We start from the raw sequence: 24399 nt of genomic DNA on the forward strand, positions 1-24399 counted from the left end.
GTATTTTACAGACTGAATTTTTGCTGTGAAATATTGTTTTTTTATTTTTTCCTTATTCATCAATCTTAGTGCGAATGCACAACTCTGTACAGGTAGTTTAGGAGAGCCTGTAGTCAATATCAGTTTCGGCAATAAAAATTCGGCTGCTGGGCCTTTAAGACCAGGTGTAACCAATTTAGGTTATGCAGCCACAGGGTGCCCAAACGACGGCAACTATACCATCTCCAATGCTGCTTTAGGTTGTTTTTCAAGTACTTGGCACGATATTAATAGAGATCATACTGGAGATGAAGATGGTCGATTTATGTTGATTAATGCCACCAATGCACCCAGTGTGTTTTTTGTTGATACCATTACGGGGCTTTGTGGCAATACCAGTTATGAGTTTGGCGCATGGGTTGCCAATGTGTTGAAACCATCGAGTTGTAATGGAAGTGGAACCAAACCCAACTTAACATTTACTATTGAAACCCTCTCGGGAACAGTGTTAGAATCGTACAACACAGGCAATATAAATGAAGACGCTATATTAACATTTAAACAATATGGATTCTTATTTAAGCCAGATATTAATACCACCACCATTGTTTTAAGAATTGCCAATAATGCTGGAACAGGTTGTGGAAACGACCTTGCATTGGATGACATTACTTTCAGGCCATGTGGACCTGTAATGAGCGCCAGTATTGATGGGGTAGCTGGTTTTACTAAAAATGTTTGCTTTAACAATCAAACCAATTTGAATTTAAATATGTCTGTTGGATCAGGTTATTTAAACCCAGTTTATCAATGGCAGTTGAGTACTAATTTGGGGAATACTTGGAACGATATTTTAGGTGCAACTAGTACTAATTATATAAGGAACGGAACTTCTGTGGGCACTTTTCAATATCGATTAGTTGCCGGAGAATCTGCGTTTGCAAGTGTTGCATCATGTAAAACTGCTTCACTCCCTGTTACCATTAAAATAAATAATGAAGCGCCCAAGTTGGGCAACCAAACCATCAACCAATGTATTGGAGGAAGTATCAATTTTAATGGTGCTTCTGGATCAGGATCAAGCTTAACCTATCAATGGACTGGGCCAAACGGTTTTAGTGCGGCTATTCGTGATCCAACCTTACCCAATATTCGTTTGGGAGACACAGGTAGATATATTGTTCAAGTTTCTACCAACGAAGGATGTTCTGCAAATGATACAATTACCATAACAGCTTATAATGCAATCAATGGCTCTTATACTGGCAATAACCTAATTTGTTTAGGAGATAGTACATTACTATCAGCTGTTGGTGGTAGCCAATTTGAATGGTATAATAATACCCGTGCAATTGTTGGATCAAATAGTTTCTACTTAGCTAAACCAACTGATACCACCTCTTATCAATTATTGTTTAGAGATGCAATGGGATGTTCAGATTCAATTAATATACCCGTGAAGGTGATTAAACCACCTGTGGTTGATGCTGGCCCAAATAGAAGCATTATGCAAGGAAATAGTACCGCTTTGTTGGGAAGTATTTCTGGACAAAACAATGGATTTGTTTGGTCGCCCCTAACCAATATATTGCAGCAAAATACATTAACTCCTTTGGTAAGTCCATTTAATACCACTACTTATACTTTAACCGCATATGGCCTTAACGGTTGTACAATAACATCAGATACGGCTCTAGTACGTGTATTCGTCAGCATTGCTCCTCCTAATTCATTTTCTCCTAATGGAGATGGTATTCATGATATTTGGTTGGTACCAGGATTAGAAACCTATCCCTTTTCAGAATTGAGTATTTTTAACAGAGCAGGACAAATCATGTTCCAAGCAAAACCATATGCAGAGGGTTGGGATGGAAAATACAAAGGCAAAGATGTTCCATCAGGCGTATATTATTATATCATCAATCGCGGCAACGGAGAAGCATTGTTGTCGGGCAGTATTTATTTAATTAAATAAACTATGATTCTAGATTCAATTGATTGTTTACAAAACTATTCTAAGCTGCATCCACGATTTGCAAAAGCTATGGAATACATTACTGCAGCTAAATACAGCGAGTTAACCCCTGGTGAAATTAAATTGGATGGAGAAGATATTCGTGCCATTGTAATTCACGATCAATTAGTGAATGAAAAAGATTCTACCGATTATTTTGAATGTCATAATACTTACATAGATATTCAAATAGTGTATGAAGGAGTGGAGCGGGTAGGATGGAAGTCTCGAACCAATTGTATGTTTCCGCGTGGTGAATACAATGCCGAAAAAGACGTACTTTTTTATGAAGACAAACCTGAATTATTTTTTGAATTAAAGCCAGCTCATTTCACTATCTATTTTCCCAATGATGTGCATGCACCAATGATTGGAGAAGGGGTAATTAAGAAAATGGTGGTGAAAGTAAAGTTGTAGCTTTAGAATCAATAATACTTAAGCATGAAGCACTCCATTTTGCTAGCACTATTGACCATTTTTATGGTATCAATAAATGCCCAACGTCCTAATATTGTTTTGATTGTTTCCGATGACCATTCTTATCAAACCATCAGCGCTTATGGCAGCAAGTACATGGAAACACCAAATATTGATCGAATTGCTAAAGAAGGAATTCGATTTGATAAAGCTTATGTTACCAACAGTATTTGCGGCCCTAGTAGAGCAGTTATTTTAACTGGTAAATACAGCCACAAAAACGGATTTAAAGACAACGCTAATTCTAGTTTTGATGGATCACAAAATACTTTCATTAAAGAATTAACCAAAACGGGTTATCAAACCGCATGGATAGGTAAATGGCATTTACAAACCAATCCTCAGGGGTTTTCTTATTGGCAAGTGCTGCCGGGTCAGGGTAGTTATTACAATCCCGATTTTTTGATGATGAATGGGGAAAGAAAAAGGGTAGAAGGGTATGTGTCTGATGTAGTAGAAGATGCGGCTGAAAAATGGTTGAGCGAGAGAGATACCAGCCAACCTTTTTGTTTAGTAATTGGTCATAAAAATACCCATCGTACTTGGATGCCCGATACCAAAGATTTGCGTTTGTTTAATCAATCTTCATTCCCTCTACCTGCTAACTTTTACGACAGGTATGAAACCCGTGCAGCTGCTGCAGTACAAGACATGACAATTGATAAAACCATGCGAATGGGGTATGATTTGAAAATGTTTGATAGTAAAGAAGAAGAAGACAAAGAATTTTCAATTAAAAGAATGACTTCGGCTCAAAGACAAGCGTACATGTCTTTCTATGATTCTATTTATGCTGATTTTAAATCAAAAAAATTAAGTGGTAAAGCCTTGGTTGAATGGAAATACCAGCGCTATATGCAAGACTATTTGGCAACAGCGGCTTCTTTGGATAGAAATATTGGCCGCACTTTAGATTATTTAGACAAACATCAATTGACTAAAAATACCATTGTAATTTATGTGAGCGATCAAGGCTTTTATATGGGAGAACATGGTTGGTTCGATAAAAGATTTATGTATGAAGAATCTTTTAGAACCCCTATGGTAATGCGTTATCCTGGTGTAGTAAAATCTGGAACTGTAAATAACCAAATGGTTATGAATCTAGACCTTGGCCCTACATTACTAGACGCTGCAGGTATTAAAGCACCTAGCGACATGCAGGGTAAATCATTTTTGCCTCTAGTAAAAGATGCTGCCAAAAAGGGAAGAAATGCCATGTATTATCACTATTATGAAAATGGGGAACATTCGGTATCGCCTCATTTTGGTATAAGTACTGGTCGGTATAAATTAATTCGGTTTTATACCCGTGTAAATGGTTGGGAACTGTTTGATTTGGAGAAAGACCCGAGTGAAATGCTTAACATTTATGGTAAAAAAGGCAATGAGAAAATTACTTCTGAATTAAAAAAACAATTGGCCCAGTTGATTGAGCAGTATGAAGATGTAGAAGCCAGGAAAATAATGGAAGCTGGGGATTAGCTTCGCTCCACTTTCAGTGGGATTAGCTTCGCTCCCCATTTCATGGGATTAGCTTCGCTGATCCTAAATGGGGGAGGCACAAAACAAACAGATGTCCGTTCGCTTTCAGCTCACTTTCATTTTTATTTAGTCCGCTTCGCAAAGCAAGCTTTGCTCGCTCCCTAAAACAAAAATGCCAGCCAATGGCTGGACATCTGTTTGTTTTGGCGGAGAGCTAGGGATTCGAACCCCAGGACCTGTTACAGTCAACAGTTTTCAAGACTGCCGCAATCGACCACTCTGCCAGCTCTCCGCGGCAAAAGTAAGGGCTGTATTTTTTTTATCCAAAACTTATTTTAATACAAGGTTATATTTGCAAAATAATTTTGATTGGATTGAAAGAACTGGCCTCGTTAAATCAATATTTCTGGAAGTACCGAAAGCGTTTCTTTATTGGAATGTTCTTTGTAATTGCCTCCAACTATTTTGCAGTTTTAGCCCCGCAAATCACAGGATATGTGATTAGTCTTGTGCAACAAAGATTGCCCGGAGCTAAGCCAGGAACACCTTATAATGCTCATGACGGTATTGTTAACAGCTTTATCCGATTAATTAATGGAAATGAATTCAGCTTTGGATGGCTAATAGCCATTTGTAGTTTGAGCATACTTTTTATAGCCATCGTAAGAGGAATTCTAATGTTTTTTATGCGGCAGACCATTATTGTAATGAGCCGTCATATAGAATTTGACCAAAAAAATCAAGTTTTCAATCAATATCAACGCCTGAACACCAGTTTTTACAAACAAAATAGTACAGGTGATTTAATGAATCGTATTTCTGAAGACGTGAGTAGGGTAAGAATGTATACTGGCCCTGCAGTAATGTATTTGATTAACCTAGTTACTTTAATTGGGTTTTGTATTGTGAACATGCTCAGCAAAGACGTGAACCTGACCTTGCTCGTATTGGCTCCGCTCCCCCTATTGGCCATTACTATATACAAAGTCAATAGCATTATCAATAAAAAAAGTGAATCCATACAAGAACATTTGTCCAATCTTACTACCAATGCACAAGAGTCTTATTCGGGCATTCGAGTAATCAAATCATTTGTTCAAGAAAAAGCCATGTTGGGTTTCTTTAATCATAATAGTGAGCAGTATAAATCGAATGCAATAAGCTTGGCAAAAGTGGAAGCATTGTATTTTCCGAGTATGGCGTTGATGATTGGAATCAGTACCTTAATAACCATATTTGTAGGGGGAATGCAGGCAATGGAAGACCCCACTAAAGTTGGTACCATTGTAGAGTTCGTCATTTATATTAATATGCTTACGTTTCCCGTAAGCGCCATCGGTTGGACGGCAAGTATGATTCAACGTGCTGCAGCTTCTCAAAAAAGGTTGAATGAATTCTTACAAATAGAACCAGCAATACAAGACCATCCAACCGTATTGCAAGATGAACCCGTTTCTGGTACCATTGAATTTAAAAATGTCAGTTTCACTTATCCGCATACTGGCATCAAAGCCATACAGGGATTGAATTTAACTATTCCTAGAGGAGAAAAAGTGTTGATTCTAGGTAAAACTGGAAGTGGTAAATCTACTTTAGCACAATTGTTATTGCGTTTTTATGAACCCAATCAAGGCACCATTGCCATTGGATCAAAACCCCTTTCGACATATAGCTTAAAACAGCTAAGAACCAATATTAGTTATGTACAACAAGATGTGTTTTTATTTAGCGATACGGTAGCTAATAATATCCGTTTTGGCGTAAGTGAACACACTTCCATAGAACGTGTGCATGAAGCTGCTAAAAGTGCTAGTATTCATGAAGAAATCATGGGTTTTGAAAATGGATATGAAACTTTAATAGGAGAGCGGGGGGTTACTTTAAGTGGAGGGCAAAAACAAAGAATTTCTATAGCACGTGCGTTGATTAAAGCTCCTGAAATTGTTTTATTTGATGATTGCTTAAGTGCAGTAGATGCCAAAACAGAAAAACATATAATTGGCCATTTATACGAATATTTAAAAGCTAAAACAGCGCTAATTGTGACCCATAGAATATTTGCGGGTTTTAAATTTGATCAGATTATTGTTTTAGAAGATGGAATAATTATAGAACAAGGAACCCATGAGGAACTCATGGATCTAAATGGCTATTACGCCGAATTGTATAAACTACAACTTCAAACCAATAGGGATACCTAATTTTAGCGTTACAACGTTAAAAAAGATCATATCAATTTGTTTATTTATTTAATGGAAATTTTTGGTAATTCGGAAACATCTCCTATTTTTAACCATTAACAAACTGTTAACCAAATCAATAAACTGTGGCGTACGAGAACAATGACAAAAAAATGGAGAGTGTGTACAGCACCCGCATCCGTGCAGGAAAGAGAAGAACTTACTTTTTTGATGTAAGAGCAACACGTGGCAATGATTACTTTTTAACCATTACTGAGAGCCGTAAACGCTTCGATAACAATGGTTACGACCGTCACAAGATTTTTCTGTACAAAGAAGATTTTAACAAATTCATTAAAGCATTAGGAGAAGCGGTAGATTTTGTGAAAACAGATTTAATGCCCGACTTTGATTTTGATGCATTTAATCATGAGTATCCAGAAGGTGAAGGAGATGGTGAAAACTATGCACCTGAAAATAATAATGAAGCAAGTTTAGTTACTGAAGCTGTAGCATCTCCAGAAGTAGCTGTTGCTGAGCCTACTTATTCAGCTGCAGCGCCCACTTCAACCGTAAATGAAGCACCTGCTGTAAACGATACTGCTACTGAAGAAGTAGATAAATGGTAGTTTTTTCGATTGTTTGCTATAAAAAAACCCCCGAAATTTCGGGGGTTTTTGCTTTCGATACCTTTGCGATTATTTTTTAATTTCAGTCGCTTTTATTTCTATGCCTTTATCGCTCATACTCACGTAGAACTTTTCGTATTTCTTGTAAACATCATCGGTAACAGCAGTGCCATTAATTAATAGTTTACCCGCTTCAATTTTAATAGAAACATTTTCAGCAGACTCAATAACGCCATCTGTTTTCAAAGCTTCAATTAAACCAGTTAAACCATCTTCATTAGGCTGAACACTCATGCTCATTGCTGCAGTATCTTGACCTGTAACCCTGATTTCGATTTTCTTTTCTATTTTGTTTTCAGCTGCCCCAGTTGGATGCAAATGAGCCAAAGTAGGCGCAATTACCAATGAAACAATAGACATCAATTTTATTAAGATATTCATAGAAGGTCCAGAAGTATCTTTAAATGGATCACCCACTGTATCTCCAGTTACAGAAGCCTTATGTGGTTCTGATTTCTTGTAATACATTTCACCATTAATTTCAACGCCTTTCTCAAATGATTTCTTGGCATTATCCCAAGCACCACCAGCATTATTCTGGAAGATTCCCATTAGTACACCACTTACAGTTGCACCAGCTAAGAATCCACCCAATGCTTCTGGTCCTAATAAGAAACCAATTAAAATAGGAGAGATTATTGTGATGGCACCGGGCAACATCATCTTCTTTAAAGAAGCTTCAGTTGAAATTGCCACACACTTATCATACTCAGGCTTACCAGTACCTTCCATGATGCCAGGTATGGTTCTAAACTGACGACGTACTTCTTCTACCATGGCCATAGCCGCTTCACCTACCGCTCTAATAGCGAGTGAAGAGAAGATAAACGGTATCATTCCACCAATAAATAAAGCTGCTAATACATCCGCCTTATAAATATCAATATGCTGGTTGTTAGGCATTGCAACACCCACAAAAGCAGCAAATAAAGCCAATGCGGTTAAAGCTGCAGAAGCAATTGCAAATCCTTTACCACTTGCAGCTGTAGTATTACCTACCGCATCTAAAATATCGGTCTTCTCACGAACTTCACCAGGTAATTCACTCATTTCAGCAATACCACCTGCGTTATCTGCAATTGGTCCAAATGCGTCAATGGCTAATTGCATACCAGTTGTTGCCATCATACCCGCAGCTGCTATAGCCACACCGTATAATCCTGCACAAAGGAATGAACCATAAATACCACCTGCCAATACAAGAATTGGTAAGAAAGTACTTTCCATACCTATAGCTAAACCACCAATGATATTGGTAGCATGACCTGTAGCAGACTGGCGAATAATGCTCATTACCGGACGCTTACCCATTGCGGTGTAGTATTCCGTAATAATGCTCATTAAAGTACCAACCACTAAACCAACTACTATAGCACCGTAAACACCATTTCTAGTGAATTCAGCTCCTCTTAAAGTCATTGATTCAGGTAATACATTTCCTACTAAGAAATAACATACAATAGCAGTTAAAACCATCGAACCATAGTTACCCATGTTCAAGGCTTTTTGTACAACTGCGGTATTTAATCCAGCGTTTTCACCTATGCGAACAAATAAAGTTCCAATAATAGATAAGATGATTCCAATACCCGCAATCAACATTGGTAATAAAATAGGAGATAACCCACCAAATGCGTCAACTAATCTTGATCCATCTGCTGCAGTTACTTCATTACCCAATACCATTGTAGCTAATACGGTTGCAACATAAGAACCAAATAAATCGGCTCCCATACCTGCAACGTCACCTACGTTGTCACCCACGTTATCCGCAATGGTAGCGGGGTTACGAGGATCATCTTCAGGAATTCCTGCTTCTACTTTACCTACTAAATCGGCACCTACGTCTGCAGCTTTGGTATAAATACCACCACCAACACGTGCAAACAAAGCAATACTTTCAGCACCTAAAGAAAAGCCAGTTAATACTTCAATTGTGCGAAGCATACCTTCCACATCTCCATCTGGAGAGAAGTACTGCTTTAACACTAAAAACAAACCACCTAATCCTAAAACGGCTAGTCCTGAAACACCTAAACCCATTACAGCACCACCAGTAAAAGAAACATTTAAGGCTTTGCTTAAACTAGTTCTTGCAGCTTCTGCAGTTCGAACGTTGGCTTTAGTAGCCACTTTCATTCCAATGTAACCTGCAGTTGCGCTAAATACGGCTCCAATAAAGAAGGAGATGGCTATGCTCCAATGGCTGTCTTCATTAGACTGAGCCATAAATCCTAAAAGGATTGCAACAATTACCACAAAATAAGCCAGGATTTTCCACTCAGCTTTCAAAAAAGCCATTGCACCTTCCGCAATATAAGTGCTGATTTCTTTCATTCTAGCATTACCTGCGTCCTGCTTGGATACCCAGTTAAACTTGATTAATGTGTACAGAAGTCCGATGACTCCCATTGCCGGTACGGCATAAAACAATAGATTGTTCATAAGCAATTGTGTGTCAAATGTTAAATTGTTTAAGGTTGGCAAAAATAAGGGTTCTAGCCCTTTGGTGCTTCAATAAACGTTGTATAGGGATAATTATTATTCTGCATCCATCTCTGGCAGCTCAATATCTGTGAAAACGGTGCTCAGCTTACCCGCCTGCCAAATATTGCTGTTAAATTTATTTCCGAGAATAATGATGGTTGCGGTATCACTTAAAAGCCTTCTAAATACGGCATTGTTACCATGCCACCAGCCATTGTGGTAAACTACTGTAGGATTGGGCGGGTCTACATATAAATGCCAGCCTAAACCATAATTCTTTTTACCCCTGGTTTCATTGCTTAAAGGCTCATATGCCAATTGTTGAGACTGCATACTTACAAATTTGCCTTGATACAAAGCTTTGTCCCATTGAAGTAAATCTCTAACGGTGCTGTATACATTTTTATCCCCATAAATACAATCCAGTTTTTCTAATGGATATGCTTTTTTACTAGGGGTATAAGAGGGTATATAATTGGCTGTGTCCTTCAAACTAAACACATAAGTGTCTTTCATCCCAAGGGGAGTAAAAACGCTGTCTTTCATGTATTGCGGATAAGTTTGACCCGTAATTTTTTCGATCACCAAGGCCAATAATGCAAAATTGGTATTGTTATAACTGTATCTTCTATTGGGCTGAGACTCAATTGCAGGGCGGGTTCCAGCCAAAAATTTCAAAACGTCATAATTGCTACTTAAGCCTGTTACGCTTATAGGGTCTTTCACATACACTGTTTGTTTAACCCATTTACCCCTTTTGTTTTTTCTTCTGGTTACATAAGACCTAGTACCCGCCATTAATTGGTCGTATTTAGGTAAACCAGAACGATGAGACATTAATAATTCTAACGTTATCCCTTTGTAAGGAAAAGCGGGTAAGTATTGCTCTACAGGGTCTGTTATTGAAAGGCGGCCTTGCTCCATCAACCTTAAAATAGTCATGGCAGTAAAGGTTTTACTAATAGAAGCTACATGAAAAGTAGAAGAGGGGGTAATGGGATCTTTTGTAGAAAAATTAATCATTCCTTGATAGTCTTCAAAAACAACTTCCCCGTTTTTGGCTATTAAAATAGCCCCATTAAAGCCAGTTTTCAACAACTGCTTTTCATAAATAGGCTTAATTGCATTTATATATATATCTTTTTCACTCGATTTTAAACCAGCATACACCAATGGCTTCCCTTCGTTAATAGTATCAGTAGGGGCGGGGGAACCACTACAAGCCATCATTAAAAAAGGGATTACAGAAAGTATCATCAATCTCAACATTTAATATAGAGGGTTAGAATTATTACAAAGATAGCCATGGTGGCTTCTTATACTACCAACGTGGAAAACTATGCACATGGTATAAGAATAGATAACATTATTTTGCATTTATGAGCAAGCAAGCAAGCACCAGCTATCCTAAAGAACGAATTAATATTCTGTTTTTAGAGAATATTAGTGAAAAAGCCGTTCAACAGTTTAAGCAAAACGGTTATACGAATATTCGAAAATTAAGTGGCGCATTAAGTGAAGAAGAATTAATTAAAGAAATTAAAGATGTTCACCTAATAGGCATCCGATCAAAAACACTAATCACCAAAAAAGTATTAGACGCTGCAACCAAATTGCAAGCCATTGGCTGTTTTTGTATTGGAGTGAACCAGGTAGATCTAAAAGCGGCAACACAAAAAGGAGTGGCAGTTTTTAACGCCCCTTATAGCAATACTAGAAGTGTAGCAGAACTCGTAATAGGTGCAAGTGTTATGTTGATTAGAAGAATCCCCGACAAAAATATAGCAGCACATCAGGGCATTTGGATGAAAGAAGCCAAAGGAAGTTATGAATTAAGGGGTAAAACACTTGGTTTAATTGGTTATGGAAATATTGGTTCTCAAGTAAGTGTATTAGCGGAAGCATTGGGTATGAAAGTATTGTTTTACGATACCGAAACCAAACTACCCTTGGGTAATGCAACTGCTGCAAAAAACATGAAGGAAGTATTGAACAATGCTGATATTGTTTCATTACATGTTCCAGAAACACCGCAAACCAAGTTATTGATTAATAAAAATGCCATCAAACAAATGAAGCCAGGTGCCATTTTAATTAACTACGCAAGGGGAGAAGTAGTAGACTTAAAAGCGTTGGCTACGGCATTAGAAGAAAAACAACTTAGTGGCGCTGCCATAGATGTATTTCCATGGGAACCAGAAAAAAATGGAGATCATTTTGAAAGCCCTATGCAGGGATTAAAAAATGTATTATTAACCCCGCATATTGGGGGTTCTACCGAAGAAGCACAACAAAATATTGGGGAAGATGTAAGCATCAAATTATTTCAATATTTAGAGCGAGGGATTACCAATGGCTCACATACAGTGCCTGCAATTGGATTACCACCAATAGAAGGAACCCACCGAATTTTACACGTACACCACAACGTTCCAGGTGTATTAAGTGCCATCAATACTGCATTGTCAAAAAACAAAATAAATATTGTGGGGCAGTACCTCAAAACCAATGAAGACATTGGTTACGTAGTACTTGATATTGAAAAGAAATTATCTAAAACAGCCATTGAATTATTGAAGGCTGTAAAGTCTACTATTAAAGTTAGGATGCTCTATTAAAACATTTTTATCTCAATTGTATAAAGTTCATCATTTGTTTATGATGGACTTTATTTTTTTTATTTCATCTACATCTACAAAATCAATATCAAAATCTTCTGGCATTAGGGGATTACGAAATGCAGTAGCACTCGGTATTCTTATTCTTGCAGAAGTATGCACTTCATTCACACCTGCAGTGTCAATAATATGTTGCACATTACTGCTGTTTAATCCACTGCCTGGTATAATAATGATTCGATCATTGGCTTGTTCAACCAAGGTTTTCACCAAGTCTAGACCATCGGTTACTTTTAAGTGCTGACCACTAGTTAATACTCGCGTACATCCGCATTGGACAAGGGTTTCAAGGGCATTCAAAGGATTTTTACAACGATCAAATGCTCTATGAAATGTTACGTCTAATGGATAAGCAGCTTCTACTAATCTTGCCGTATTTTCTTGATCAATGCTTCCATCTTGATTTAATAGACCAAATACCACACCATCAAACTGCAATTCTTTACAAAGCAAAATATCTTTTAAAATAATGTCTATTTCGTCTTTGGTATGAAAGTAATCTCCGCCGCGCGGCCGTATCATTGGGAATACAGGAATTCCAATTTTTTCTCTTACCGTTTTTAAATAACCATAAGACGGGGTAGTTCCACCATTGGCATAATTTTCACACAATTCAATTCTATCGGCACCAGCATTTTCTGCGGCAATGGCTGTTGCAGTATTAAACACACATATTTCTAAAAGCATGGCTTAAATCAAAAATTTACTGTCTACTAAAATATTTTTATCGTCTGCATAACAAACGGCATAATTAAATCCTTTTTGTAATGCATATCCGCCATACACACCTTGCTTATTAATGGCAATCATGCATGCTTGAATTTCTTTAGCCTTGCTGCCTTTAATTTTGAGCAATCGTTCAATGGCTTTTTTACAAGCCATTTCAGGGGATAATCCTTGGCGAATAAATTCCATCACAGTGTGCGCACCACCCATGCGAATAATATCTTCGCCTTGACCCGTAGCAACAACTGCACCCACTTCATTGTCTACAAATAAACCTGCTCCAATGATGGGCGAATCACCCACACGACCTCGCATTTTAAAACCCATACCGCTGGTAGTACAGCTACCACTTAAATTACCATTTGCATCTAAAGCAATCATTCCGATGGTGTCGTGGTTCCAAGAACCGTCAGATAATCGGGCAGGAGCTGCTGCAATTTGATTTTCCTTGTTTTCTCTATTGATACTGGGCTTGTATTCGCTTTTTTGTAACCATTTTTTGTATTCACGTTCTGCACCTTCAGACAAACCTTCTTTTTCTAAGGTAAACCCTTGAGAAAGCGCAAATTGCTGCGCACCTTGACCCACCAACATTACATGTGGGGTGTTTTCCATCACTTTACGTGCAACAGAAATGGGATGTTTAATTCTTTCTAAACAGGCTACACTGCCACAATTGGCAAATTCATCCATGATAGATGCATCCAGCGTTACATAACCGTCTCTGTCTGGATTGGCACCTAAACCCACACAACAGTTCTGTTCATTTTCTGTGACCATTACGCCTTGCTCAACAGCATCCAATGCGCGACCATTCTTTTTTAAAATATCCCAAGCAGCTTTATTGGCCCTAATACCAGCGTCCCAAGTAGACAAAACGATTGGCTTTTTTCCAGCATATTTTGGGGCGAAACCAGCCAAAGAAAAACTACCAACACCAAGGCTTCCAACTTGTAAAAATTTTCTTCTAGAGAACATGAATTATGCATTTAAGTTTAGCGTTTTTAAATGTAGGCATTGTTTTATTCTTATCCCAAGAATTGACAACCAAATTATCCATCTGTAAGCCAACCCGTAATCTAATCAATTGACAATCAGCTAATTTACTGAACATAATACTTCTTATAATTAATATTATGTTAAATAGCGCACAACAGAATGGGAAGAAAAAAGGCAACGCTTCGTTTATTTCTTTGATGAAGAATCTGTATGAGGATTTTTGGGGCTATGAATTTTGGAGTAACCCATTTGTGATGGCTGTGCCGTTGGTTTTAATATGCTTTTTGCTTGTTTTACTTCGTCTTTCTTTATAGAGCAATATTGGTACGCTATCGGCAATATTATTGAAATAATAACTAAAATATTAGTCACCCAATACATTTTATTTTGCTTCTTTTTTGCATCCTCTCTTGATTTAATAATCTTAGAAAAACCACCGTTATTCAAGAAATCTTTAGCAGGTTCTCCGCTGCTAAACAATTGAATACTTCTTGTCCCGCCAATTAAATCAGGAATAGCTTCTCTCTTTTGTTCAACCATTGCTAAGAACAATAGTTTTCTTAGGTACTCAAAGTCTGACTCGTTGTATTTTTCATTTTCTTTACAAAACTTTTCTAGTATTATGGAGCCAGTGTACGGATTCCCCTTTGTTTTAACCAATTCGGTCAAAAGAGCATCTAAGTCAAATGCGGTTTTTTTGGTTAATTCAAGCATTTTTTTATTTTCCTACAATATACTAAAACTGCTCGTTTCCCTCGCCTCCCCTTATTTTTTTCTTCCCATTCTTCCCGCAACGGGGCGGCGTACCGCTTCGCTAAACTTACGCCTTCCCCTACACAACGCTACCTAAGTAACATAATATTGAGTTATAATTGTTTTCAATAATTTCCTAGTGAGTTCACTTCGTTCACGTTTGGGCGTCGGTATGTTGCGAATTTAAAGCCTCTAATGCGTTTCACTTATTACGATTAAATTCGCAACATACCGACGCCAAGGAAATTGAAAACACTTATAACTAACTTTTATGTTAAATAGCGCACAACAGAATGGGAAGAAAAAGGCTACTCAATTGAATAGCCTTATATAAATAATTTATAAATGAATTTACTCAGGAACCAATCGTACTATCCTACCCGGCCCTTCAATTGAAACATAAATAGAACCATCGGGTGCTTGGCGTACATGACGAATGCGGCCTACTTTATCAAGCAGTTTGTGTTCTTTGATCACTTTATTGTCCTTAATTTCAAGGCGTGCTAAATATTGCAGTGCTAAGCCACCGACTAATAAATTGCCGGTCCAGCTTTTGAATTTTTTGTCTGTGATAAACGCCATTCCGCAAGCTCCTATGGATGGTATCCATTTGTGAACGGGGTCTGTAACGCCCGCCATGGTTGGACTTGCAGATACAGGTTTGTCGTCGTAGTTAACACCGTATGAAACTAAGGGCCATCCGTAGTTGTTTCCTGCTTTAATAATGTTTACTTCATCTCCACCTTTGGGTCCATGTTCGGCTTCCCAAATTTCTTTGGTGAATGGATTATATACCAGTCCTTGTGGATTACGGTGTCCGTAACTGTAAACGGTGGTTGGCGCTGTATTGCCCGGTAATATTGGGTTCCCTGCAGGTATGCCACCATCTTGGGTGATGCGATGCACTTTACCCCAAGTACTATTTACGTCTTGTGCATTTTTATTAGGTGAATTGGCTCCTCCATAACTGGTAGCGCCTCCTTCACCAATACTTACTAAAAGATTCCCAGCTTCATCAAAATCTATTCTACTTCCATAATGGCCGGTCATGGTATTGGCCGAATTGGAAGTCAATAATATTTTAGGCTCGGTAATTTGATCGTTCACCAATTTAAATCGCATCAAATGATAACTTCCACCACCGCCAGGATAATTTCCTGCATAGCTAATAAACACCCATCCATTGTTATTGAATTGAGGTGATACACGAACGTCTAATAAACCTCCCTGACCGCTGGTATTAATAGTAGGAAGACCAGTTATTTCGGTGATTTTATCGCCACTTTTACGATGCAACTTCCCTTTCTTTTCAGTGAATAGTAAATCACCATTGGGTAAAAAATCCATACCCCAGATTACTTCGTATCCAGTAATTAACTGTTCCGTTTTAACGGTGGGCTCCGTAGTCATTTGCGAAGTATCTTCTACTGTTCCCTCTTTTTTACTAGTAGAACAAGCCAAGATACTTGCAAATGCTAAAGAAATTATTAGGGTACGATTAATCATATACTATTTGAAAGTTGAGTGCAATGCATCGAACTCTTTGTATTTGGCTTCGTATGCATCAAATAATTTTGCATCCTTGCCTCTTACACGGCCCATTTTATAATAATAAATATTGGCAATAAAATCTACTGACTTATTTACAACACTACGCTCTGTATTAGTGCGTGGAGTCTTATCTTTTAGAATAGTAAAAGATTTGGTTAGCCATTCAACAGCTATATCTACATTATCCATAGAAATTTTTTCTATGGCAGCATTTTCATTTTTAATAGCATCTACTTTCGCTTTGTGCTCTGCATCAGCAGCTACTTTTTTCTTTGGATCTTTTATTACTGGTTTGTTGGCATTAATCTCTTGCAATTTTTTAATATTAGCAGCATACTTATCATCTTCTAAATTGAAGAAGTTATAATAAGTAACACCTACGTTAAAAGCAGCAATGGCATTGTTGTTGTTTTTGCCATAAGCTTTTTTGAATGCATCTATTGCCTTGCGATTGTACTTGTCGATGGTTGCACTATCTACCCCATCATCATTTCTTACTGAAACAAATACGTCGCCAAACTGTAAATATTTTGTTTCAGTTAAAGTACCAGCAGCATCCATTTCATCATACAATGCTGTTTTACCTGCTAAATCATAGTTCTGGTCTATGTATTCAATTTCAAAATCTTCCCAGTTTTCTTTTGGATACACTTCTTTACCCAATGCCATGTATTTTTCAAAGCCTTCTTTATTCTTTTTCTTAGTGTTGTAATCAACTAAGTATTTATAAATATCGGCAAAGCCCTCTCCTGTTACTCTACTATCGGCTAGGCGAGTATAGTATTTAACCGCATCATCAGGCTTTTGTGCATTCTGAAAAGAATACGCACAATATAAAATGGAAGTAGTATCAAATGGTTGCTGAGAACTTGCCCATTTGTTCTGGAAAATATAATCACTATAAATAACTGCTTTCTCAAATTCCTTAGAAGCGGCATCGTATTTCTTCTCTTTAAAACTATTGATACCTACACCAAATGAAGTGGCATACATATCAAAATATCCATCTGCTCCTTTCTCTTTCACTTTAGCCAATGCTGGTTCCATTTCGGCATATTTTTGAAACGCAGCATGTGCATCTTCTACTGCAGTTGGATACTTGGCTCTTGTTGCTTCATTTTGAAATAAAGCAGCATAAATTCTAGACTTCCAATAATACCCTTCAGCCTTTCCTTGATTTTTTGGATCGGCCATGGCTTTATCAATTTCAGTTTTAGCCTCTTCAAACTTTTTTAAATAAACATTGGTTTCAACTTTCTTGAAATCCTGTGCAGTTGCAATTGAAAAAATTGCAAAGCTTAACAACAAGGAGAAAAAATACTTCATATGGTTGTTTTTAGTCGTGTACTTAAATAATTGGTTCTTCGTTATTAGTCGTATTTAAATCGGCATCATTGGTTGATTCACCTGCCTCTGTGGTTCCATCAGTTTGCTCTTCATCTAACACGTTAGCTTCGCCTTCACCCTCTTCAGCTATTACTTCTTCTACTACTTGCTCTTCAATTTGAGAAATGGCTGCAATTTCATCGCCTTCATCTAAGCGAATCAATTTAACACCTTGTGTGGCTCGTCCTGCTTCTCTAATATCTACAATACCTGTTCTAATGGTAATGCCCGATTTACAAGTAATAATTAAGTCTTCCACCTCTTTTACATAAAGTATGCCAACCAAACTTCCTGTTTTCTCAGTTACGTTAATGGTTTTAACACCTTTACCTCCTCTATTGGTAATGCGATAATCTTCAATGGCTGTTCTTTTACCGTATCCTTTTTCACTTACCACCAATATGGTTCTTTCAGTATCGTCCTTATTTACACAAATCATGCCAACCACTTCATCGGTAGCATCATCTACTTCAATACCTGCAACCCCAATAGCACCTCTTCCAGTTGATCGAACTTTTGTTTCAGGGAATCGAATAGCACGTCCGCTTTTCACCGCCAACATAATTTCGCTAGAACCATTGGTTAATCTAGCTTCTAATAATTCATCTCCTTCCACAATGGTAATTGCATTCACCCCATTGGCCCTAGGTCTACTGAAATCTTCTAAAGAAGTTTTCTTAATAATACCTTGCTTAGTACAAAGCACGATATAGTGATTTTGAACAAAATCAGTGTCTGCAATATTTTTAACATTAATAATTGCTTTCACTTTATCGTCACCAGGTAATTGAATCAAATTCTGTATGGCTCTTCCTTTGCTTTGCTTCTCTCCTTCTGGTATTTCATACACCCGCATCCAATAACACCTACCCTTTTCTGTAAAGAATAAAATGGTATCATGGGTAGAGGCAACAAATAAATGTTCTACAAAATCCTCTTCTCGGGTTTTTGATCCTACTGCACCTCTACCGCCTCTTTTTTGTTGACGGTATTCAGTTGCAGAAGTACGCTTAATGTATCCTAAATGTGAAATAGTAATTACTACATCTTCGTCTTCAATTAAGTCTTCAATACGCATTTCATCGGCCAAGTATTGAATTTCACTCTTACGTGCATCACCAAATTTATCTTTTACTTCTAGTAACTCTTTTCTAATTAAAGCAAAGCGTAAATCTTCATTGGCCAATAGCGCTTTCAAGTCTCTAATGGTTGCAATTAAACCATTGAACTCTTCAATAATTTTATCGCGTTCCATTCCAGTTAATCGCTGTAAACGCAATTCTAGTATGGCTTTCGCTTGAATTTCAGACAACCCTTCTGCTTGTTTGTACAACTCATCTGTAAGATCAGAGAACATAGCAGAATTCAAGTACCATTTTTCTTGGCTACTCTTGGTCATCAATGCTTCCTTCGCTTCATCAGGAGTTCTACTTGCACGTATCAAACGAATCACTTCATCTAAATGGTCCAATGCTTTTAAATAACCTTCTAATACATGCGCACGCTCCTCCGCTTTTCTTAGTTCAAATTTGGCTCTTCTAATCACCACTTCCATTCTAAATTCAATGAAAGCTTTAATTAGATCGTGCAAGTTCATAATGCCCGGACGTCCTTTGCTTAACGCCACATTATTGATACCATAACTGGTTTGTAATTCTGTATGCTTGTACAATTGATTAATGACCACTTGTGCAACCGCATCTTTCTTTAATTCAACCACAATACGAGTACCATCTTTATTACTTTGGTTACCCACATCGGATATTCCATCAACAATTTTATTGATGGCCAATTGTCCAATTCGATCCGTTAAAGTATCACGACTTACCTGATAAGGTACTTCGGTAATAACAATCATTTCTCTGCCATTGGGTTTGGTTTCCACATTGCATCTCCCTCTTACCACAACCCTACCCCTACCGGTCATTAATGCTTGCCTAACGCCTTCCATACCATAAATCACCCCACCGGTTGGAAAATCAGGCGCTTTCACATAATTCATTAACTCTTCAATAGTAATATCTCTATTGTCTACATAAGCCACACAGCCATCAATTACTTCGCTCAAGTTATGCGGCATCATATTGGTGGCCATACCTACGGCAATTCCAGAAGAACCATTTACCAATAACTGAGGAATTCTTGCAGGTAAAACAGTGGGCTCTTCTAATGAATCGTCAAAATTCAATTGAAAGTCTACTGTTTCCTTTTCAATATCATCTAACATGGCTTCAGCAATCTTTTGCAATCTTGCTTCGGTATAACGCATAGCAGCCGGTGGATCTCCATCTTGGTTACCAAAGTTACCTTGACGATCTACCAATGTATAACGCATGGTCCACTCTTGGGCCATCCTCACCAATGTATCATAAATAGCACTATCACCGTGGGGGTGATACTTACCCATTACTTCCCCCACAATACGGGCAGATTTCTTAAAAGGCTTATTGCTGTTATTCCCCAACTCATTCATTGCGTATAAAACCCTACGGTGTACAGGCTTAAACCCGTCCCTCACATCTGGTAATGCACGACCCACAATAACCGACATTGAATAGTCAATGTAAGCGGTCTTCATTTGCTCTTCAATATTGACCTGTATAATTCGGTCGTTATCGTTGGTTTGTTCTGGTATTAAGTTCTCTTCCATGTATCTTGCTGGTTCTACTTTTAATTCATTTTCAGGGGGAAAAATAGCCTCCTGAATGAAGGTTTGCGAAGATAGCTTTTTTAGGGGTTAAAAAGGCCAAAAAACACTGTTTTTTTACCGGTTTTATCCACAGTTTACACCCTATCTAAACGCTTGATTTTCATTGGTAGACGCCAATTGTTCTATCTTTATTTTTTTTAAGTAATTCTTTATGCAAATTTTAGTTTTTGGTGCGGGCAAATCTGCTACTGTTTTAATAAAGTATTTAGGGAGTATTACTGCCCAAAAAAATTGGATTTGCACAGTTGCAGACCAAGACTTAAATACGGTAAACAATAAAATAAAAGGGCATTCCAATTTGCGTGCTGCTGCCCTTTCAATTGAAGATGAAGCAGCCAGGCAGGGGTTGATTAAAGCCGCCGATATCGTTATTTCGCTATTGCCACCAGGCTTGCATTTTTTAGTGGCAAAGGATTGTGTATTATTGAAAAAAAATTTACTGACTGCTTCTTATTTAGACAGTCAAATTAAAAGTTTAGAGAAAGACATTAATGAAGCAGGATTATTGTTCATAGGAGAAATGGGTTTAGACCCAGGTATTGACCATATGAGTGCTATGCAAATCATTCATAACATCCATTCAAATGGAGGGCAAATAAGCTCCTTTAAATCGCATTGCGGGGGATTAATTGCGCCCGAGTCAGACAACAATCCATGGCATTATAAAATCAGTTGGAACCCTCGAAATATTGTTACTGCTGGAAAAGCAGGTGCTATTTACCAACATGAAGGAGAAGTAGTAACTAAGCCTTATGAACAAATATTTGACAACTGTGCGCAACTAAACATACCGCAAGTAGGCAATTTGGCCTATTATCCCAATAGAGATTCCCTTTCTTATATTCCTTTATACAAATTAGAAACAGCACAAACTTTTATTAGAACCACTTTGCGTTATGCTGCTTTTTGTTTGGGATGGGAGAAAATGGTACAAGCACAATTAACCAATGACGATGAAATGGTAGACACCAATGGGTTAAGCTATGCCCAATTTTTTCATACTCATTTGAATAAATACCAAGTGGAATTGAACACCCCTGAATTAATGGAGCAATTCAATTTTTTAGGACTGAATGATTCCACCCCTATCAACAAAGGAACACTAACGACAGCGCAAATTCTGCAAGAAATACTCGAAGCAAAATGGAAATTACAAATAGGCGATAAAGACCTTATTGTGATGTTACACGAATTTGAATATTCAATGAACAATAAAAATTATGCACTCCAAAGTACTTTGGTAGTGAAGGGCGACGATGAGTTGCATACAGCAATGGCAAAAACCGTTGGTTTACCTTTGGGGATTGCAGCTGTCTTAATTTTAGAGAACAAAATTGCCATTAAAGGGTTACATATACCAATAATTAAAGAAATCTACGAACCAGTTTTAGCAGAATTAACAAAAGAAGGTATTGCCTTTGAAGAAACAAAAATGGAATTACAATGAATTATTGGTTAATTAAATCGGAGCCTTTTAAATACAGTTGGGATCAGTTTGTAAGCGACAAAGAAACATTTTGGGATGGAGTAAGAAATTACCAGGCGCGCAATAATTTAAGGGCTATGAAAAAAGGCGACTTGGCTTTTTGGTACCATAGCAACGAAGGAATGGAAATTGTGGGCATTGCCAAAGTAACCAAAGAGTCTTATCAAGATCCTACCACGGATGATACCGCTTGGTTGGTGGTCAATTTTAAACCAGTAAAAAAATTAAAAAAGCCCGTGAGCTTAGCTACGGTTAAAGCAGACATTCGATTAGAAAAAATGGCATTGGTAAAAGCCCAAAGATTGTCTGTACAACCGGTGACTCCAGAAGAATGGGTAATCATTTTGGAATTGGCTGAAACCAAATAACCCCCTTTATTTGAAGAAAATATATGCAATTCCAATTGCAGCAATCACGCCAATTAAGTCGGCCAGCATGCCGGCCCAAATTGCGTAACGAACTTTCTTAATTCCAACACTTCCAAAGTAGAGGGCAATAATGTAAAAAGTAGTGTCTGCACTTCCTTGAAAAGTACTGGCCAACTGCCCTATAAAACTATCTGGTCCATGTGTTTTAAAAATATCTAGCATCAATCCCCTTGCCCCACCCCCACTAAAAGGACGCATGATGGCAACAGGTAATGCAGGAACAAATTCACCACTTGCGCCAACTGCAGTAAAGCACCAAGTAATGCCGCTAATGATGGCTTCTAAAGCACCACTTTCTCTAAAAACTCGTATGCCCACTAACATCCCCACTAAATACGGAATCACTTTTAAAATCACTTCCCAACCTTGTTTAGCACCTTCAATAAACGCATCAAATACATTTACTTTTTTTATATGACCGCCAATAATAAATGTGCAAATAATCAGGAACAAAATAATATTGCCTAATACATTACTGAATGTTTCTTTAGTTAATAAAGTAGGAACAGGAATATCTTTTTGTGAAGGCAATTGCTGAATAAACCAAGCAAATAAAAAGATGGCCGTAACAATGGTTCCCAACCAAGCAATCAATATTCGATCAAATTTTAATCGTTGATAAATGCCCGTAATTAAAATACTCGCCACCGTTGCTACCGATGTAGCCAACATTAATGGAACAAATACACTGGTGGGGTTAACGCTTCCGGCACCTGCGCGATAAGCTATAATTGACAAAGGAATTAAAGTAAGTCCACTGGTATGCAAAACCAAGAACATGATTTGTGCATTACTGGCTGTTTCTTTTTGCGGATTCAAAGTTTGCAAACTCTCCATTGCTTTTAACCCAAAGGGAGTAGCTGCATTATCTAAACCCAACATATTGGCACTAAAATTCATGACCATTTGTCCCATGGCTGGGTGTTTATCGGGTACACCCGGAAACAATCTTTTCATAAATGGATTGAGGAGTCTGGCCAAAAAATTAATGGCACCTGCTTTTTCGCCAATATTCATCAACCCCATAAAAAACACCATTACACCCGTTAATGGCAAGGCAATATCCATTACGCTAGACTTGCTGGCATCAAAAATGCCTTCTACCATTTTCTTGAAAATCTCGTAGTCTTGAAAGATGATCAGCTTTATTAATGCAATCACCAACCCAATAACAAAAAAGAGTATCCAAACATAATTCAGTGCCATAAGTCTAAGATAATGCTAATGATGGTTATTCCTTACCTTTGCGCCTCAAAATTAATATAATGGCTTTACAAGCAGGTATAGTAGGTCTTCCAAATGTAGGTAAATCAACGCTTTTTAATGCGGTAAGTAATAGTGCAAAAGCACAGGCAAGTAATTATCGTTTCTGTACCATTGAACCCAATGTAGGTTTAGTGGATGTGCCAGATGAGCGCTTAAGTAAATTAGCTGAATTGGTTTTGCCCAATAAAGTGATTCCTACCCAAATGGAAATTGTAGACATTGCTGGCTTGGTTAAAGGTGCGAGCAAGGGGGAAGGATTGGGTAACAAATTCTTAGGAAATATTAGAGAAGTAGATGCCATAATTCATGTGATTCGTTGTTTTGAAGACGAAAATGTATTGCGCGAAGAAGGGGCCATCAATCCTGTTTCCGATAAAGAAATTATTGAAACCGAATTACAATTAAAAGATCTAGAAAGCGTAGAGAGGAAATTACAGCGCGTAGAGAAAATGGCTCGTGTAGGTTCTGACACCAAAGCCAAAGCTGAATTTGAAATTTTACAGCGTTGCCAAAATCATTTAATGGCAGGTAAGAGTATTCACTCTTTGGGATTAAGCAAAGAAGACAAAGCTGCAGTAGCCGATTTATTCTTATTAACCGATAAGCCTGTTTTATACGTTGCCAATGTAGACGAAGCATCCATGCATACAGGTAATGCTTTTTCTGAGCAATTAAAAAAAGCAGTTGAAGCAGAAGGCGCACAAGTAATTGTAATGTGTAATAATATAGAAGCACAAATTGCAGAAATGGACAATGCAGACGACAAGCAAATGTTCATGGAAGAATATAAAATGACCGAGCCTGCATTAAATAGATTGATTCAGTCTGCCTATAAATTATTGAACTTAGATACTTACTTCACAGCAGGTGTGCAAGAAGTGCGTGCTTGGACAATCCATAAAGGTTGGAAAGCCCCACAAGCGGCGAGTGTAATCCACACCGATTTTGAAAAAGGATTTATTAAAGCGGAAGTAATAGCCTACGAAGACTTTGTAAAGTATGGTAGTGAAGCGGCTTGTAGAGACAATGGTAGACTGCGCATTGAAGGAAAAGAATACCTTGTGAAAGATGGAGACATCATGCACTTCCGATTCAACGTTTAAAT

General features: G+C 37.7%; 18 protein-coding genes and 1 tRNA gene. 9 read left to right on the plus strand and 10 right to left on the minus strand.

Features of this window, described 5'->3' with window-relative positions:
* Nucleotides 1-25: 25 nt before the first annotated feature.
* The 3 genes from Q8S25_RS08430 to Q8S25_RS08440 are packed head-to-tail and all read left to right on the plus strand — an operon-like array spanning nucleotide 26 to nucleotide 3955.
* Nucleotides 26-1954: a gliding motility-associated C-terminal domain-containing protein gene (locus Q8S25_RS08430; RefSeq protein WP_305536716.1), complete on the plus strand. Its 1929-nt coding sequence runs from the start codon at nucleotides 26-28 to the stop codon at nucleotides 1952-1954.
* A 3-nt stretch (nucleotides 1955-1957) separates the two neighbouring features.
* The gene (locus tag Q8S25_RS08435) at nucleotides 1958-2410 is read left to right on the plus strand and encodes a YhcH/YjgK/YiaL family protein (RefSeq protein WP_305536718.1); all 453 of its coding nucleotides are present in this window, start codon (nucleotides 1958-1960) and stop codon (nucleotides 2408-2410) included.
* A gap of 24 nt (nucleotides 2411-2434) precedes the next feature.
* Complete coding sequence (locus tag Q8S25_RS08440) at nucleotides 2435-3955, plus strand: sulfatase (RefSeq protein ID WP_305536720.1); 1521 nt, start codon at nucleotides 2435-2437, stop codon at nucleotides 3953-3955.
* A gap of 204 nt (nucleotides 3956-4159) precedes the next feature.
* Here Q8S25_RS08440 and Q8S25_RS08445 read toward each other — a convergent pair.
* Nucleotides 4160-4247 (minus strand) — tRNA-Ser (locus tag Q8S25_RS08445).
* Nucleotides 4248-4329: 82 nt separating this feature from the next.
* On the opposite strand from Q8S25_RS08445, the gene Q8S25_RS08450 reads away from it, so the two are divergent.
* Nucleotides 4330-6156 (plus strand): ABC transporter ATP-binding protein, encoded by a 1827-nt coding sequence (locus Q8S25_RS08450; protein ID WP_305536723.1) that lies wholly within the window; start codon nucleotides 4330-4332, stop codon nucleotides 6154-6156.
* A 125-nt stretch (nucleotides 6157-6281) separates the two neighbouring features.
* Nucleotides 6282-6764 carry a DUF3276 family protein gene (locus tag Q8S25_RS08455; protein WP_305536725.1) on the plus strand — a complete coding sequence of 161 codons (483 nt, stop codon included), beginning with the start codon at nucleotides 6282-6284 and terminating at the stop codon, nucleotides 6762-6764.
* 69 nt (nucleotides 6765-6833) lie between these two features.
* Here the strand turns inward: Q8S25_RS08455 and Q8S25_RS08460 are convergent, their stop codons facing one another.
* Nucleotides 6834-9269, minus strand: coding sequence for a sodium-translocating pyrophosphatase (locus Q8S25_RS08460; RefSeq protein WP_305536727.1), 2436 nt, complete (start codon nucleotides 9267-9269; stop codon nucleotides 6834-6836).
* A gap of 96 nt (nucleotides 9270-9365) precedes the next feature.
* Complete coding sequence (locus Q8S25_RS08465; RefSeq protein ID WP_305536729.1) at nucleotides 9366-10568, minus strand: serine hydrolase; 1203 nt, start codon at nucleotides 10566-10568, stop codon at nucleotides 9366-9368.
* Between the two features lie 122 nt (nucleotides 10569-10690).
* Between Q8S25_RS08465 and serA the strand changes: the two genes are divergently transcribed.
* Nucleotides 10691-11929, plus strand: a complete 1239-nt coding sequence (serA, locus tag Q8S25_RS08470) for a phosphoglycerate dehydrogenase (protein WP_305536731.1) — start codon at nucleotides 10691-10693, stop codon at nucleotides 11927-11929.
* A gap of 30 nt (nucleotides 11930-11959) precedes the next feature.
* Here serA and Q8S25_RS08475 read toward each other — a convergent pair whose 3' ends face one another.
* The 6 genes from Q8S25_RS08475 to gyrA form a co-directional block, all read right to left on the minus strand.
* Entirely contained in the window at nucleotides 11960-12676 is a 717-nt protein-coding gene (locus tag Q8S25_RS08475) for a copper homeostasis protein CutC (RefSeq protein ID WP_305536732.1), read from the minus strand.
* A gap of 3 nt (nucleotides 12677-12679) precedes the next feature.
* Nucleotides 12680-13693, minus strand: a complete 1014-nt coding sequence (locus Q8S25_RS08480; RefSeq protein WP_305536733.1) for an isoaspartyl peptidase/L-asparaginase family protein — start codon at nucleotides 13691-13693, stop codon at nucleotides 12680-12682.
* Between the two features lie 207 nt (nucleotides 13694-13900).
* The gene (locus Q8S25_RS08485; RefSeq protein ID WP_305536735.1) at nucleotides 13901-14428 is read right to left on the minus strand and encodes a hypothetical protein; all 528 of its coding nucleotides are present in this window, start codon (nucleotides 14426-14428) and stop codon (nucleotides 13901-13903) included.
* Nucleotides 14429-14818: 390 nt separating this feature from the next.
* The gene (locus Q8S25_RS08490) at nucleotides 14819-15973 is read right to left on the minus strand and encodes a PQQ-dependent sugar dehydrogenase (RefSeq protein WP_305536737.1); all 1155 of its coding nucleotides are present in this window, start codon (nucleotides 15971-15973) and stop codon (nucleotides 14819-14821) included.
* Between the two features lie 3 nt (nucleotides 15974-15976).
* Nucleotides 15977-17344, minus strand: a complete 1368-nt coding sequence (locus tag Q8S25_RS08495; protein WP_305536739.1) for a hypothetical protein — start codon at nucleotides 17342-17344, stop codon at nucleotides 15977-15979.
* 22 nt (nucleotides 17345-17366) lie between these two features.
* Complete coding sequence (gene gyrA, locus Q8S25_RS08500) at nucleotides 17367-20054, minus strand: DNA gyrase subunit A (protein WP_305536741.1); 2688 nt, start codon at nucleotides 20052-20054, stop codon at nucleotides 17367-17369.
* 211 nt (nucleotides 20055-20265) lie between these two features.
* On the opposite strand from gyrA, the gene Q8S25_RS08505 reads away from it, so the two are divergent.
* A complete protein-coding gene (locus tag Q8S25_RS08505; protein ID WP_305536743.1) occupies nucleotides 20266-21561 on the plus strand; it encodes a saccharopine dehydrogenase C-terminal domain-containing protein in 1296 nt (431 codons plus the stop codon).
* Complete coding sequence (locus Q8S25_RS08510) at nucleotides 21558-21968, plus strand: EVE domain-containing protein (RefSeq protein ID WP_305536745.1); 411 nt, start codon at nucleotides 21558-21560, stop codon at nucleotides 21966-21968. Before Q8S25_RS08505 ends, Q8S25_RS08510 begins: the two co-directional genes overlap by 4 nt.
* 6 nt (nucleotides 21969-21974) lie before the next feature.
* Here Q8S25_RS08510 and Q8S25_RS08515 read toward each other — a convergent pair whose 3' ends face one another.
* Complete coding sequence (locus tag Q8S25_RS08515; RefSeq protein ID WP_305536747.1) at nucleotides 21975-23234, minus strand: nucleoside recognition domain-containing protein; 1260 nt, start codon at nucleotides 23232-23234, stop codon at nucleotides 21975-21977.
* Between the two features lie 59 nt (nucleotides 23235-23293).
* Here Q8S25_RS08515 and ychF point away from each other — a divergent pair, with 59 nt between their 5' ends.
* Entirely contained in the window at nucleotides 23294-24397 is a 1104-nt protein-coding gene (ychF, locus tag Q8S25_RS08520) for a redox-regulated ATPase YchF (protein WP_305536749.1), read from the plus strand.
* Nucleotides 24398-24399 lie beyond the last annotated feature (2 nt).

Source organism: Sediminibacterium sp., assembly GCF_030695065.1.
GTDB lineage: Bacteria > Bacteroidota > Bacteroidia > Chitinophagales > Chitinophagaceae > Sediminibacterium.